The 13,915-nt window shown below is 66.8% G+C and carries 14 protein-coding genes and 1 pseudogene; 11 read left to right on the top strand and 4 right to left on the bottom strand.

The window, feature by feature from the left end:
- Positions 1-47: 47 nt before the first annotated feature.
- Positions 48-864, bottom strand: a protein-coding gene (locus OH768_RS52300; protein ID WP_406464615.1) for an IS5 family transposase whose coding sequence is annotated in 2 segments (ribosomal slippage) — positions 48-515 and positions 517-864 — 816 coding nt in all. Because the reading frame shifts where the segments join, the coding sequence is not laid out codon by codon here.
- 99 nt (positions 865-963) lie between these two features.
- Between OH768_RS52300 and OH768_RS52295 the strand changes: the two genes are divergently transcribed.
- Both OH768_RS52295 and OH768_RS52290 read left to right on the top strand, forming a co-directional pair.
- Positions 964-1,398, top strand: a complete 435-nt coding sequence (locus OH768_RS52295; RefSeq protein WP_406464614.1) for a DUF6228 family protein — start codon at positions 964-966, stop codon at positions 1,396-1,398.
- Between the two features lie 106 nt (positions 1,399-1,504).
- The gene (locus OH768_RS52290; RefSeq protein ID WP_406464612.1) at positions 1,505-2,020 is read left to right on the top strand and encodes a hypothetical protein; all 516 of its coding nucleotides are present in this window, start codon (positions 1,505-1,507) and stop codon (positions 2,018-2,020) included.
- Between the two features lie 88 nt (positions 2,021-2,108).
- Here OH768_RS52290 and OH768_RS52285 read toward each other — a convergent pair.
- Positions 2,109-2,347, bottom strand: a pseudogene (locus OH768_RS52285) (hypothetical protein); the annotation flags it as partial.
- 80 nt (positions 2,348-2,427) lie between these two features.
- On the bottom strand, positions 2,428-3,228 hold the full coding sequence (locus OH768_RS52280) for a hypothetical protein (protein WP_406464611.1): 801 nt from the start codon (positions 3,226-3,228) through the stop codon (positions 2,428-2,430).
- A 117-nt stretch (positions 3,229-3,345) separates the two neighbouring features.
- Here OH768_RS52280 and OH768_RS52275 point away from each other — a divergent pair, with 117 nt between their 5' ends.
- From OH768_RS52275 to OH768_RS52260, 4 genes are all read left to right on the top strand, one after another.
- Positions 3,346-4,512, top strand: coding sequence for a sensor histidine kinase (locus tag OH768_RS52275; protein WP_406464610.1), 1,167 nt, complete (start codon positions 3,346-3,348; stop codon positions 4,510-4,512).
- A complete protein-coding gene (locus OH768_RS52270) occupies positions 4,509-5,171 on the top strand; it encodes a response regulator (RefSeq protein ID WP_406464609.1) in 663 nt (220 codons plus the stop codon). Before OH768_RS52275 ends, OH768_RS52270 begins: the two co-directional genes overlap by 4 nt.
- Positions 5,172-5,490: 319 nt before the next feature.
- Positions 5,491-5,946, top strand: a complete 456-nt coding sequence (locus OH768_RS52265; protein ID WP_406464607.1) for an SUKH-3 domain-containing protein — start codon at positions 5,491-5,493, stop codon at positions 5,944-5,946.
- 376 nt (positions 5,947-6,322) lie between these two features.
- Positions 6,323-7,009 (top strand): DsbA family protein, encoded by a 687-nt coding sequence (locus tag OH768_RS52260; RefSeq protein ID WP_406464605.1) that lies wholly within the window; start codon positions 6,323-6,325, stop codon positions 7,007-7,009.
- An 80-nt stretch (positions 7,010-7,089) separates the two neighbouring features.
- Here the strand turns inward: OH768_RS52260 and OH768_RS52255 are convergent, their stop codons facing one another.
- The gene (locus tag OH768_RS52255) at positions 7,090-8,118 is read right to left on the bottom strand and encodes a LacI family DNA-binding transcriptional regulator (protein WP_406464604.1); all 1,029 of its coding nucleotides are present in this window, start codon (positions 8,116-8,118) and stop codon (positions 7,090-7,092) included.
- A gap of 319 nt (positions 8,119-8,437) precedes the next feature.
- Between OH768_RS52255 and OH768_RS52250 the strand changes: the two genes are divergently transcribed.
- The 5 genes from OH768_RS52250 (at position 8,438) to OH768_RS52230 (ending at position 13,899) form a co-directional block, all read left to right on the top strand.
- Positions 8,438-9,457: a sugar ABC transporter substrate-binding protein gene (locus tag OH768_RS52250; RefSeq protein WP_406464602.1), complete on the top strand. Its 1,020-nt coding sequence runs from the start codon at positions 8,438-8,440 to the stop codon at positions 9,455-9,457.
- Positions 9,457-10,533: an ABC transporter permease gene (locus OH768_RS52245; RefSeq protein ID WP_406464600.1), complete on the top strand. Its 1,077-nt coding sequence runs from the start codon at positions 9,457-9,459 to the stop codon at positions 10,531-10,533. The genes OH768_RS52250 and OH768_RS52245 overlap by 1 nt, the downstream gene beginning before the upstream one ends.
- Before the next feature lie 5 nt (positions 10,534-10,538).
- Complete coding sequence (locus OH768_RS52240; RefSeq protein ID WP_406464599.1) at positions 10,539-11,441, top strand: ATP-binding cassette domain-containing protein; 903 nt, start codon at positions 10,539-10,541, stop codon at positions 11,439-11,441.
- A 92-nt stretch (positions 11,442-11,533) separates the two neighbouring features.
- Positions 11,534-12,391, top strand: coding sequence for a sugar phosphate isomerase/epimerase family protein (locus OH768_RS52235; protein ID WP_406464597.1), 858 nt, complete (start codon positions 11,534-11,536; stop codon positions 12,389-12,391).
- A gap of 311 nt (positions 12,392-12,702) precedes the next feature.
- Positions 12,703-13,899 carry a Gfo/Idh/MocA family protein gene (locus OH768_RS52230; protein ID WP_406464596.1) on the top strand — a complete coding sequence of 399 codons (1,197 nt, stop codon included), beginning with the start codon at positions 12,703-12,705 and terminating at the stop codon, positions 13,897-13,899.
- The last annotated feature ends 16 nt before the right edge of the window (positions 13,900-13,915 follow it).

Raw genomic sequence — 13,915 nt, 5'->3', positions numbered from 1 at the left:
CGCTCCCGTAGAAGCTTCGTGCGCAAGGACATCTCTAAGAGGTTGTCTCACGTGGTGAGTTTTGCGAGTTTCTTGTAGCAGGTGAGAGCTGCGGCGAGGCCCAGGAAGGCGAGGAAGTGGCTGCCCTTGCGTTCATAGCGAACGGTGAGACGGCGGTAACCGAACAACCAGGCGATCGACCTCTCGATCTTCCAGCGGTGTCGGCCGAGCCGCTCGCCGGACTCGATGCCCGGGCGCGCGATGCGCGGGATGAGTCCTTGGGAGCGAAGCCAGGCAAGGTGTTCGGCGGAGTAGTACGCCTTGTCGGCGCGGACCTTGACCGGTCGCCGTCGTCGTGGCCCGCGCCGGGAGCGTATGGCGGGGACGCCCAGGAGCAGCGGCTTGAACGCCTGGCTGTCATGCACGTTCGCACCGGACACTGCGACGGCCAGCGGGATGCCCTGCGCTTCGGACAGCACATGCAGCTTGCTGCCCTTCTTGCCGCGATCGACCGGGTTCGGCCCGGTCAGCGAGCCCCCTTTTCGCACGGACGGACGCGGCGTCGATGATCGCCGAGGTCCAGTCCAGCGCACCTCTGGCACCGAGTTCGTCCAGGACCGCCCGGTGCAGCCGGCGCCACAGACCGGCCCTGGTCCACGCCGAGAACCGGCGATGCGCGGTGGCAGGCGAGGTGCCGAACGTCGGCGGCAGATACCGCCAGGCGCAACCGCTGGTCAGCACGTACACCACCGCCGTGAACACTTTCCGATCCGCCACCGGCACCGTCCCGCCACCCTGCTGTCTGGGCCGGAACGGTGGTATCAGTGGCGCGGCAATCTTCCACAGCCCATCGGGGACCAGGTCCCGCGCAAGATCCACAGCCATAGCGGACGATCATGCCCCACATGGGACCTGGGGCCCGTCCTCGGGGCAGTGCGGGAATAGCAGTTGGCGATCGAGCCCCACGACTTCTAACCTGCACAAATGACCGAAGACGGCCCTGCGGTACGCGTGGGAGACACCGGACCGCGACCGGTCCACCTGCTCTTCTCCGAGCTGGCGAGACCGTTCGAGGACGACCCCACACTCGACTTCGTCGTGAAAGCTCGCGGGCAATGGGTCAGTATCGAGACCCTGGTTCGGACGTGGGACGGCGACGGCCTCGACACCTTCCTCTCCTCACTGGCCGAGGATTTCCGCGGCTGGGAAGGTGCGCGCGCCTGGCGCTCTCTGGAACGCGACCTGACGATCTCGGCGGAACACCACTCGGGCGGCTACGTGCACCTGACGTGGGGCATCCACGATCGGCCTCCGTCCGAGGAGTGGCACTTCGAGACCACCACCGTGCACGCGGCCGGCGAGGAGATGCGAAACCTCGCCGCCGAGTTCCACACGTTTCTCACGAGCACGGTCGAGTAGCTGGGGCAACACCACGTGAGACAACCTCTAAGCAGGTGGTACAGAGACTCTCTCCCCGATGCATTTCTACAGCATTTCGACTTCCTCGAAGTGTTAGGGAATAGCTATGACGAATGCAGCCTCCACTGAGAGTAAGATCGGCACGAAGTTTACGATAAATTACTCATCCGATTGGACGTTGTTGGTTGCCGCGGGCGCGACCTTGCTTAGCTTCCTCATGCTGTTCCCTCCCTGGGTGACGGGCGTCGGAATTAGCGTAAACGCCTTTGGTCAGGGAATGCAGGCTGCAGGGCCGGCGCTGATTATCGTCATGGCTCTCGCGGTGATCATCCTCCTCTATTGCACACTAATAACGGACAATAGGCGGTATGTTGTCGTTTCTCTGATACCTGCCTTCAGTCTATTGATTATTTATATCGTCAAGTTGAGTGACGTTTCCGATTTGATCGACCTCAACAGGCAACTGACGCAGGTAAATGCGTCAACGGGAGCCGGCCTCTGGCTCGGTTTTATTTTCGCCGTACTTGCATTGATATTTCTCATTGTAGATGTTGTGCGCAATTTGGACAGAATTGATGGCGCAAGTCGAATCCGCCCCAGCCTGGACTCGCCGGACGAGTGACGGCCCGAGGTGCCGCCCCCTTCTAAAACGTAGCGTCCGTGCACCGGGCCGCGTGAAGCAAGCAGTTAACTCGGGCAGGGCCGAGATCAATGGCCAGGACGACCGCGAGCAGCGCGCTCATCAGCACCGAGACGCCGGTCAGGCCCAGGCCGGCCTTCTCGTTGAGCAGGTCGCCGCGGTCTCGCCGACCGTCGTGCACAGCACCTTGATCACCCAGAAGTAGACGGTGATCTCGGGAACCTTGTTCAGGCGGAGGCGGTGAGCGTGCCGGGTAGGACCGTTGGCGTCCCGTTCGGCTTCCGGTGTTTCGGACAGTTCGTAGGTCATGAGACACGACCGTGCCATCGGTCGCCTGAACGCATCCTGACCGCGGGGGCACGGCTACCGCCTGGAACTGTGAGGTGTGGTCAACGGACCTCGGCTGCCGGCTCCGGAGGTGTGGCTTCCAGGAAGTCGGAGCGGCGGTGTCGTGAGCCGATCACTGCGATGACTCCCGCGAGGAGAATCCCGAGGACCAGGCTGATCGGTCCCGTACCCAATTGAAGTCCGTCCCCATAAGGGGCAGGTACGGAAAGCCAGTCAGCGACGGAGGCGCCCAGGGGGCGGGTGATGGTGTAGGCGAACCAGAAAGCGAGGACTTCGTTGAGACGGAACCAGCGATAGCCGGCTGCCGGGATCAGAATGATTCCCAGGAAGACGAAGGACGAGGCCAAGGTGCCGAGTCCCAGGGTCACGGCCGCGAAATCGCCCGCGGCTGTTCCCAGTGCGAAGGTGCACAGCACGGTCAGCCAGTAGAACAGCTCCCGCAGACGGTTGTTGATGCTGTGCACGTTCAGGGTCCGCTGTGTCGCGTACCAGGCGGCGAAGACGGCGGCCTGAACGGTCACCAGCATCAGCGTGGAGGCGTAGAGCGGCATCCCCAGATCCTTGTTCAGGAAGTCCGCCGACATCGTCCCGAAAATGCTGACGGCCGTCACCGCGAGCCAATAGACCCACGGAATGTATTTCCTCGTGGAGATCTGCACGGCCAGGCACGCGAGGAGCAGAGCGAGGCCCATGAGCATGGCGAGATGCTGTCCGATGTAGTCATTGAAGAAGACGTAGTCCGAGAAGGACTCACCGAATCCGGTGGTGCACAGTTTCGCGATCCAGAAGACGAGGGTGATCTCCGGAACTTTCATGGCCGTGGTGGCTGGTCGTGTTCTCATTTCGCGAGGCTAAAAGCGACAAGGGGACCGGCACATCCGACAATGGTGGCCACTTTCCGGTGGATGTAAGACCTTCGGTTGACGCCCCCGGAAGCCTCCTTCCGTAATGTCGGCGGGGTGAAGAAGCACCACCGGCCGACACGCCGACCGTCGCGGGCCCACCCGCCGCTGTCCCTCGTACTGCTCCTCGGGCCGCCGGTGCTGTGCGCCGTCGCCGCGTCGCACGAGTTGCTCTACAACCGGTCCGGGGTGCTGGACTGGGTGCTGGCGATCACCGTGATCTGCCCCCTCCTGCTGCGCCGCCGCGCTCCGGTCGCCGTGTTCTGGTTCTGCTGGGCCGTGGCGATGGCGACCTGGGCACTCGGTACGGTCTCGTTCTCCGAGTTCGCGGTGCTCGTCGCGCTCTACACGGTCGCCGCCCACCGCGGTCTGCGGCACTCGCTCGGCGCCGCCGCGGCCGTCGAACTCGGCGTCGTCCTGGTCGCGGTGCGCTTCGCCCCGGCCGCGAGCGTCAACGACGCCTTCGTCATCCTCAGCGGGCTGGCCGCCGCGGCGTTCTTCCTCGGCACCACCGTGCGGGCGCAGCGCCGCTACCTCGCCTCCATCGAGGACCGCGCGGAGCGTCTGGAACAGGAGCGCGCCCAGCAGGCGCAGCTCGCCGCGGCGGCCGAACGTACCCGGATCGCGCGGGAGATGCACGACATCGTCGCCCACGGCCTGGTCGTCGTCGTAGCGCTCTCCGAAGCAGCCGCCGCGACCACGGCGACCGATCCGGAGGGCGCCCGCGGGAAGATGCTCCAGGCGGCGTCGACCGGTCGGCAGTCCCTCGCCGGAATGCGCCGGCTCCTCGGCGTCCTGCGGGCCGACGACGGCGGCGAACGGGCCCCGCAGCCCGACCTCGGCTCGCTCAAGGCCCTGGTGGACGAGGCCCGCGGTACCGGCCTGGATGTACGGCTGACCGAGACCGGCAGCCCGGAGACCCTGAGCGCGGAGGTACAGACGACGGTCTACCGGATCCTGCAGGAGTCACTCACGAACGTCGTCAAGCACGCCCGGAACGCGTCGACGGTGGACGTCGTCCTGCACTGCGGCGGTGACCTGGTCGGCTTCAGCGTCACCGACGACGGCAGGCCCGCCCCCGGAAGCCGAGCCGAAGCGCGTACCGGCAACGGGCTGACCGGGATGCGGGAACGGGTCGCGATGTTCGACGGTGACCTCAAGGCGGGACCCACCGGCTCCGGATGGGCCGTCTCCGGCGAACTGAAGCTGGGGGAACCGCAATGACCATCTCGGTGCTGCTCGCCGACGACCAGGCGCTCGTCCGGATGGCCTTCCGCAGCCTCCTCGACACGATGCCGGGCATCACCGTCGTCGGCGAGAGCGCCGACGGCGCGGAGGCGGTCGAGCTCGCGCGGCGCACCCTGCCGGACGTGGTGCTCATGGACGTACGGATGCCGGTCATGGACGGCATCGAGGCGACCCGGCGCATCACCTCCAGCACGGCCTCGCGCGTTCTCATCCTCACCACCTTCGACCTCGACGAATACGCCTTCGAGGGCCTCCGCGCCGGAGCCTGCGGATTCCTCCTCAAGGACGTCGTCCCGGCCGTACTGCAGGCGGCGATCCAGGCCGTGGCCTCCGGCGACGCCGTCCTCACCCCGCGCATCACCCGCGGTCTCGTCGACCGCTTCGCCCAGATCGCGCCCTGGCCCCGAGCCGACGACGCGGGCGCGCGCTTCGCCCATCTGACGGCCCGCGAACGGGAGGTGTTCCACCTCATCGCCGCCGGCCTCTCGAACGCCGAGATCGCGGAACGTCTTTTCCTCACCGAGGCCACCGTCAAGACCCACATCACCCGCATCCTCACCAAACTGCAGCTCCGCGACCGGGTGCAGGTCGTGATCTTCGCCTACGAACATCAGCTGCGCGCGCAGGGCGGATAACGAGTGTGCAGTACGACGGAGGGTTCGGCATGGTCGGCAAGATTCAGGGCGGGGTGGCGGCAGGTCGTCCCGGTCGGTTCCGGGTGCCGCAGCGCGGAGCAGCGTGAGATCTTCGTCGACGTACTCATGCGGATGGCCGCGACGGACGCGCAGTGGGGCTCGGACAAATAGGGGCTGTCCGTAAACGATTTCAGTGTCCTTCGTGACCGTTCGCCCTGTCCGCCGGTGAGGGTGTGCGGCAGACTGGGGCAACAGACAAGGTCGAGTGGGAGAGCGCATAGAACACATTGGCGAGTCGGTGACTGCTTGCAGTCCGTCGGTGCTCGACGCGCTTGGTACTGCTGGGTGGAGAGCAGGTCGCAAGATCGCCATCGCGGAGTGGACGCGGCAACTGACGGGTGCCGGGTTCGAACTCAACAGCGTGGCGGTGGCTGTTTGGGCCGAGTTCGGCGGGCTGACGATTGAGAGTTCCTTGACCCGTGTTCCTGGTTCGTCACTGCGTATGGACCCCGTTGACGCCTGCGTCGACGCCGCCGAGGAAGCGTCCAAGTTGAGGCTTCACCACGGGGAGAATTTCAGCCCTCTGGGGATGTGGTCGATCCAGTTCCGTACGTATATTGCGGCCGGCGGTCGCGTCGTCGCCGTGGGGCCGAACTGGCTCTGGCCGCTGGGTTCTACTTTTGTGGATGCGTTGGCCTACGTGGTGGACGGCGACGGCGGCGTCAATCGTGCGGAACAGGCAGACTGGCTTGCCAACTGCCTGCCCGGCAAATGAGACGATGCGGCAGCCGGCGCTACTGTTCGGCGCAGTCCAGGAACTACCGATACTCAACGAACCACCAGGTCGTCATCGTCGCCGACACCCGGATCCGCATCGGCGACGAAAGCACTGCGGACGCAGACTAAGTTTCCAGACGTGATGCCGTACGCAGAACAGCCTTCAGTGAATGAACTGTTGTCACCTGGAGCACGCTGGGATCGGGTGGCACCGGTTGGTTGAGAAGGACGGAAGAACCGGACCCCGAGCCATGGACCTGCAGCGGATGGCCTACTCTCCCCTTCGATGACCACAGGGGGGCATGGTGCGGTTGAATCATGGAAGTAGACGGCTGACGGCAGCCGTGTTGACAGGCGTGCTCGGTGCGGCACTGGTGAGCTGTGGATCCCGGCACCCGATCGCTGCAGACGGCGACGGGCAACAAACCAAGGGCAAGACCGACTACCCACGGCTGGCCGACGCACCCGAGCAGGTGGAACCGGACGGCACGACCATTCTGGTGGGCGACCCCAAGGCGCCGGTGACCGTGCGTCTCTACGAAGACCCGCGCTGCCCGTACTGCAGGGAATTCGAGACCACGGGCGGGGGTCCGGTCCTGACCAAGTGGGTTCTGCGGCACAAGGTCAAGGTCGATTACACGATGGCGTCGTTCCTGGACCCGCGGCTGGGAGGGAACGGGTCGAAGAAGGCGGTCAACGCGCTGCGCGCGGCGGTGGCGAGCGGGAAGTTCGCCGAGTATCACGCCGTCCTCTACCAGAACCAGCCCTCCGAGGAGGTGGACGGATTCAGCAACACACGTCTGCTGGAACTGGCGGGCAAGGTGACGGGGCTGCGGAGCCCGTCCTTCGACACCGCGGTGACGTCCATGAAGTACCAGGACTTCGTGGACTCCGCCGAGAAGGTGTTCGCCGCCGCCGGGCACTACAACGGGCACGAAGGGCCCGGCACACCTATCGCCGAAATAGACGGGTACCGGATCCCTGTCGAGTACAGCGGGCTTCTCTACAAGCCGGACCTCTTCGACCAGTACCTGACGAAAGTGATCAGTGCGGTCGCGTGAGAGTTGTTCTGCCGGAGCCTTCGGGGCCCGACCGCCCACACCTCAGGCGCCGGCAACTTGCGTGACCGGCACGGACAACGTCAGCGCGGCTCGGCTATGGTCCGGCGCTCAACGAGGTGCGGGGCCAGAACGACCTCGCGGGGTTCGGTACGACCCTGGTCGAGGCGTTCCACCGCCGCGGCCACCGCATAGCCGGCCTGTTCCTCCGCTCCCTGGCTGACCGTGGTCAGGTCGAAGCAGCTCAGGCGGGAGAGTCTGTCGTCGTCGTATCCCGCGACGGACACCTCTCCGGGTACGGAGACACCGGCACGGGCGAGAGCGGCCAGGACGCCGATCGCGCTCTGGTCGTTGAACGCGACCACGGCGGTGGGCAGTTGGTCCCCGTCGAGGAGGTGGCGGGCGGCGCGCTCGCCGGCCGCCTCGGTGTTGTCGCCGCGCAACACCCTGATGTACGCGTCCAGGCCGTGGCGCCGCATGGCGGTGCGGTATCCGCGGCGCCGGTCGGTGGCGATCACCCCCTTGCCGCCGTCGACGTACGTGATCTCGCGGTGCCCGAGCGCCACGAGGCGGTCGACGATCTGGCCCACGCCGTCGTCGTCCGCGGTGCGGACCACGTCCAACTCCCCTTCCTCGATGCGCCGGCCCACGACGATGACGGGGGCCTTGCCGTCGAGCGCCGCGAGCGTGTCGACGGGAGCGGTCGGGCCGAGCAGGATCAACGCCTCGCTGCGGAAGGCCAGCAGCGTCTCGATGGCGGTGCGCTCGTCGCGGGTGCGGGTCTGGGTGCTCAGGACGAGGTCGTAGCCGACCTCCTCGGCGGCCGAGTGCAGGTGCTCGACCAGGTCGGCATGGAAGGGGCTGTGCACGTCGACCATCACGCCGAGCATCCGGGTGCGCCTGCTGGCCAGCAGGCTGGCGGTGCGGTCCACCTGGTAGCCGAGGTCGGCGGCGGCTTTCAGGACGCGCTGCCGAGTGCGTTCGCTGGGGCCCGCCACACCGCGCAAAACGAGGGAGACGGACGCGGTGGAGACGCCTACGCGTGCCGCTACGTCCTCCAGCCGTGGGCGCTTCTTCTCGGCCCGGCGACGTTCCGCCCCAGCGTCCTCCACTTGTGCCTCCCGGCCGCATTCTTCTCGCGCAACGCCCTTGACACGCTCTCGAAACGAGTCGATAGTACCAGGAATTAAAGCGCTTTAAATTGTCCTGACGTTCCAACGAAGGTCGTTGGCCCGTCCCCCGCGACCGGCGGGGACACGCGCTCACCGTCGACATCGCCCACAAGGCGGACAAGCGGTCGCGGACGGTACATCCGGCCGCCACAGCACCCGGCGAGCCCACTCCGGTCCTCCATTCCGACCCCGGCCCATCAAGCAGCTGCGAACCACCGCCCTGCTACCTCTTTCAGTCGCACAGCGAGGTGCACGAACCATGAGCCGTACAGCCCTTCCCCGCTCCCGCAGATTCGCTCCCGTCGTGGCCGTCGCCGCCGCGGCCGCCCTCACCCTCGCGGGCTGCTCCAGCAGCTCCGGCGGCAAGAAGTCCGACGAGTCGGCGGGCAGCGTCTCCGCGGGCAAGGCGACCACACCCCGTATGACGATCGCGATGGTCACCCACGCACCTTCCGGCGACACGTTCTGGGACACCATCCGCAAGGGCGCCGAGGCCGCCGCGGCCAAGGACAACGTCAAGCTCATCTACTCCAACGACGAAACCGCCGCCGACCAGGCCAACCTGGTGCAGAACGCGATCGACCAGAAGGTCGACGGAATCGCCGTGACCCTGGCCAAGCCGGACGCCATGAAGGACGTCGTCGCCAAGGCCGAGCAGGCCGGCATCCCGGTCGTGGGCTTCAACGCCGGGCTGAGCGACTGGAAGAAGCAGGGCCTACTGTCGTTCTTCGGACAGGACGAGTCCGTCTCCGGGCAGGCACTCGGCACCAAGCTCAACTCCACAGGCGCCAAGCACGCGTTGTGCGTGATCCAGGCCCAGGGCGACGTCAACCTCGAACAGCGCTGCGCCGGCGTGAAGAAGACCTTCACCGGCAAGACCGACATCCTCTACGTCAACGGCACGGACATGCCGTCGGTGAAGTCGACGATCACCGCCAAGCTCACCCAGGACAAGACCATTGACGAGGTGGTCACGCTGGGTGCCCCGTTCGCCCTGACCGCCGTGCAGTCGCTGTCCGACGCGGGCAGCAAGGCGAAGGTCGCCACCTTCGACCTCAACAAGGACCTCATCTCCGCGATCGAGAAGGGCAGCATCCAGTTCGCCGTCGACCAGCAGCCGTACCTCCAGGGCTACTTGGCCGTCGACTCGCTGTGGCTCTACAAGAACAACGGCAACTACAGCGGCGGCGGTGAGCAGCCCGTACTGACCGGCCCGGCCTTCGTCGACAAGACCGACGTCGCAGCCGTCGCCAAGTACGCCGCCAACGGAACCCGGTGATGCGTACGATCCAGCAGGCCGAGCCGGCGGTGACCTCACCGCCGGCCCCCGGCCGTAAGGAGAGCGACGGTCGCACGGCCGAACGTCCTCTGGCACTACGGTTGTTGGCGCGTCCTGAGGTGGGTGTCTTCCTCGGTGCGGCGGCGGTGTACGTGTTCTTCCTGATCGCCGCCCCGCCGGTGCGTGAGGGCGCGTCGATGGCGAACATCCTCTACGGTTCGTCGACCATCGGGATCATGGCCCTGCCGGTCGCACTGCTGATGATCGGCGGCGAGTTCGACCTCTCCGCCGGTGTCGCCGTCATCACCTCCGCGCTGACCGCGTCGATGCTCAGCTACCAGCTGACCATGAACGTGTGGGTCGGTGTGATCGTCGCTCTGCTGGTGTCGCTGGGGATCGGCTTCCTCAACGGCTGGCTGGTCGTCAAGACCGGGTTGCCGAGCTTCCTGATCACGCTGGGCAGCTTCCTGATCCTGCAGGGCGTCAACCTCGCGGTCACCAAACTGGTCACCGGGAACGTGGCGACCGACGACATCAGCACCATGGACGGCTTCGGCCAGGCCAAGAAGGTCTTCGCCTCCTCGTTCGACGTCGGCGGCGTCCAGGTGAAGATCACCATCGTGTGGTGGCTGGTGTTCGCCGCCATCGCCACCTGGGTGCTGCTGCGCACCAGGTACGGCAACTGGATCTTCGCGGTGGGCGGCAACAAGGACTCCGCCCGTGCGGTGGGTGTCCCGGTGGCGTTCACGAAGATCTCGCTGTTCATGCTGGTGGGTTTCGGTGCCTGGTTCATCGGGATGCACCAGCTGTTCTCCTTCAACACCGTGCAGTCCGGCGAGGGCGTCGGGCAGGAGCTGATCTACATCTCCGCGGCCGTGATCGGCGGGTGTCTGCTGACCGGCGGTGCGGGTTCGGCGATCGGGCCGGTGTTCGGGGCGTTCATGTTCGGCATGGTCCAGCAGGGCATCGTCTACGCCGGCTGGAACCCCGACTGGTTCAAGGCGTTCCTCGGCGTGATGCTGCTGGGCGCCGTCCTCATCAATCTGTGGGTGCAGCGCACCGCGACCCGGAGGTGACCTCGATGACCGACCACAAGAGCGGCACCCACGGCGCGATCCTGACCGACACGCCGCCCGGGGACGGGGACCATCCCCTCGTCCAGCTCCGCAACGCGGGCAAGGCCTACGGCAACGTGCGTGCCCTGCACGGCGTGGACCTCGCGGTCCGCCCCGGCCAGGTCACCTGCGTGCTGGGGGACAACGGCGCGGGCAAGTCCACCCTGATCAAAATCATCTCCGGCCTGCACCAGCACTCCGAGGGCGAGTTCCTCGTCGACGGGGAACCGGTGCACTTCACCACCCCCCGCCAGGCGTTGGACCGGGGCATCGCGACGGTCTACCAGGACCTGGCCGTGGTCCCGCTGATGCCGGTGTGGCGCAACTTCTTCCTCGGCTCCGAAATGACCCGCGGCCCCTGGCCCGTGCGCCGTCTCGACATCGAGAAGATGAAGCAGACCGCCGACGAGGAACTGCGCAACATGGGCATCGTCCTGGACAACCTCGACCAGCCCATCGGCACCCTCTCCGGCGGCCAGCGCCAGTGCGTGGCCATCGCCCGCGCCGTCTACTTCGGCGCCCGCGTCCTCATCCTCGACGAGCCCACCGCAGCCCTCGGCGTCAAGCAGTCCGGCGTCGTCCTGAAGTACGTGGCCGCGGCCCGCGAACGCGGTCTGGGGGTCATCTTCATCACCCACAACCCGCACCACGCCTACATGGTCGGCGACCACTTCAGCGTCCTGCGCCTGGGCACCATGGAACTCTCCGCCGAACGCAGCGAGATCACCCTCGAAGAGCTCACCAACCACATGGCCGGCGGCACCGAACTCGCCGCACTCAAGCACGAGTTGTCCCAAGTCCGCGGCCTCGACGTCGAAGAACTCCCCGAAGAGAAGGACCGCAAAGCGACGGTCGAAATCGCCGGCTGACGACGACATCAGGACGCCAGCCATACGCCCACACGAGCGGATGGCTTCGCCCGACGCACCCCCCGCTCCCCTACACCCGAAGGCATTCCCTCATGAAGATCGCCCTCGACCCGTACATGATCCGTCATGTCCCGCTGCTCGAACTTCCCGGTGTGGTGGCCGAGTTGGGCTACGAGTGGATCGAGCTCTCACCTCGCGAGGACTTCATTCCCTTCTTCCGGCACCCCCGGGTGGACGACGCCACCGTGCGCAAGTTCCGCAAGGCTCTCGACGCGGCCGGCGTCGGGATCTCCTCCCTGCTGCCGCTGTACCGCTGGTCCGGCCCCGACGAGGACGCCCGGCAGGCCGCCGTGCGCTACTGGAAGCGCTCGATCCAGATCGCCTCCGAGCTGGGCGTGGACAGCATGATCTCGGAGTTCAACGGCCGCCCCGAGGAAGCGGACCGCAGCGAGGCCCAGTTCTGGAAGTCGATGGACGAACTCCTCCCGCTCTTCGAACAGGAGGGCATCCGGCTGGCCCTGGAACCGCACCCGGACGACTTCATCGAGGACGGCCATCAGGCGGTCGGCTTCATCCGGGGCATCAACCACCCGAGCGTCAGCTTCCTCTACTGCGCCCCGCACACCTTCCACATCGGTGACGACGCCCCCGGGATCATCCGGCACGCGGGTGAGCTGCTCACCCATGTCCATCTGGCCGACGCATTCGACCACACCGCGTCCTCCGGCAACCGCTACATCCTCAACCCGCCCGGCACCACCGCCCGGATCCACCAGCATCTCGACATGGGCCAGGGCGAGGTCGACTTCGGCGAGCTGTTCCGTGCCCTGCGGGACAACGACTTCGACGGCACCCTCACGGCGTGCGTCTTCGCCTGGGAGGAACGGGCCAAGGAGTCCTCGCTGTTCATGCGCGCGAAGATCGACGAATACCTCGCCGCGTCGTCGTAGCGAACCGTCGGCCCCTATGACCCCCTGGCCACGGACGGCTCGGCCTTCGAACGCACTGGCCGCACAGACCTGTTCGGCTCGGCCACCGACTTCACGTACCCCCAGCGCTCGTCGGACACCCTGATCAGCGGTGCGAACGGTGGGACGTTCGCGCTGCCCTCCGCCCGTACCGAGCGGAGCTCACTCTCCGCTCGGTACGGGCCCAACGACAACGAGCCCAAGGTCGTCACACCCCACCCGGCGGGTCGCCGTCTGCTTCACCTTCCCCGATTCCCCACCTCCAACTGACCTCTCTCCTCAAGGGACACCTCATGACCTCCTCCGCCAAACCCCTCTCCGTCGCGGTGATCGGAGCCGGTATGGCCGGCCGCAGCCATGCCGCCGGATACCGCAACGTCAACACCGTGTTCGGGGCGGGACTGCCCGCGGTCCGGCTGGCCGCGATAGCCGATGCCAACATCGCGCTCGCCGAGGACGCCGCCCGCCGCTACGGGTTCGAGGAGGCGCTGCCGAGCTGGGAGGCCGTCGCCGAGGACCGGGCGATCGACGCGGTCAGCATCGTCGTAGGAAACGCGTTGCACCGGCCGATCGCCGAGGCGCTGGTCGCCGCCGGGAAGCATGTGCTGTGTGAGAAGCCGCTGGCCGGTTCGCTCGAGGACGCGCGTGCGATGGCCGAGTTGGAGCGGTCCGCCGGTGTCGTCACCGCCGTCGGATACACCTTCCGCCGCTCCCCCGGCATCGCCGCGATCCGCGACCATGTGCGGCGCGGCGAACTGGGTGACCTCACGCTCTTCAGCGGACGCTACTGGTGCGACTACGCCACCGACCCCAAGGGGCCGCTGAGTTGGCGTTTCAAGGGAGGTGCCGGTTCCGGCGCGCTCGGCGATGTCGGCTCGCACGTCATCGACGCCGCCGAGTACGTCGCCGGGCCCATCACCTCGGTCTCCGGTGCCACGCTCTCCACGCAGATCCCCAAGCGTCCGCTGCCGCTGGGCGCGGTCGTCGGCCATAACGCGGCCCCCGTCTCCGACGAGTTCGGCGAGGTGGAGAACGAGGACACCGCGTCCTTCACGGCCCGCTTCGAGTCCGGGCTCGTCGGTACCTTCTCCGTGACCCGTACCGGTTTCGGGCTGCCGAACGGGCTCGCGTTCGACGTGGTCGGAGTCGGCGGGCGGGCCGCGTTCGACCAGCACCGGCCGGCGGAGTACCTCTTCGACGACGCCCAGCCCGAGGCCCGTACCCGCGGTGCCCGGCAGATCATCGCCGGGCCCCAACTGCCGTACTTCGCGGGCGGGGTGCCGATGGAAGCGCCTGGTGTGGGGGCCAGCAACGCCGACAACTTCACCTACCAGACCCGCGCGTTCCTCGACCAGGTCGCGGGGGTCGCCGAACCGCTCCCGGCCTGCGCCACGTTCGCCGAGGGGCTGCGGACCATGGAGATCATCCGCGCGATCGTCGAGTCCTCGCAAGCCGGCGGCGTCGCCGTCGCGGTTCCGTCCGCCGTCTGACCATCCGCACCGAAAC

The organism is Streptomyces sp. NBC_01622 (assembly GCF_045209635.1).
Lineage (GTDB): Bacteria > Actinomycetota > Actinomycetes > Streptomycetales > Streptomycetaceae > Streptomyces.
Note: the sequence above shows the minus strand (reverse complement) of the source record. Positions and strands in the feature narration are given on the sequence as shown.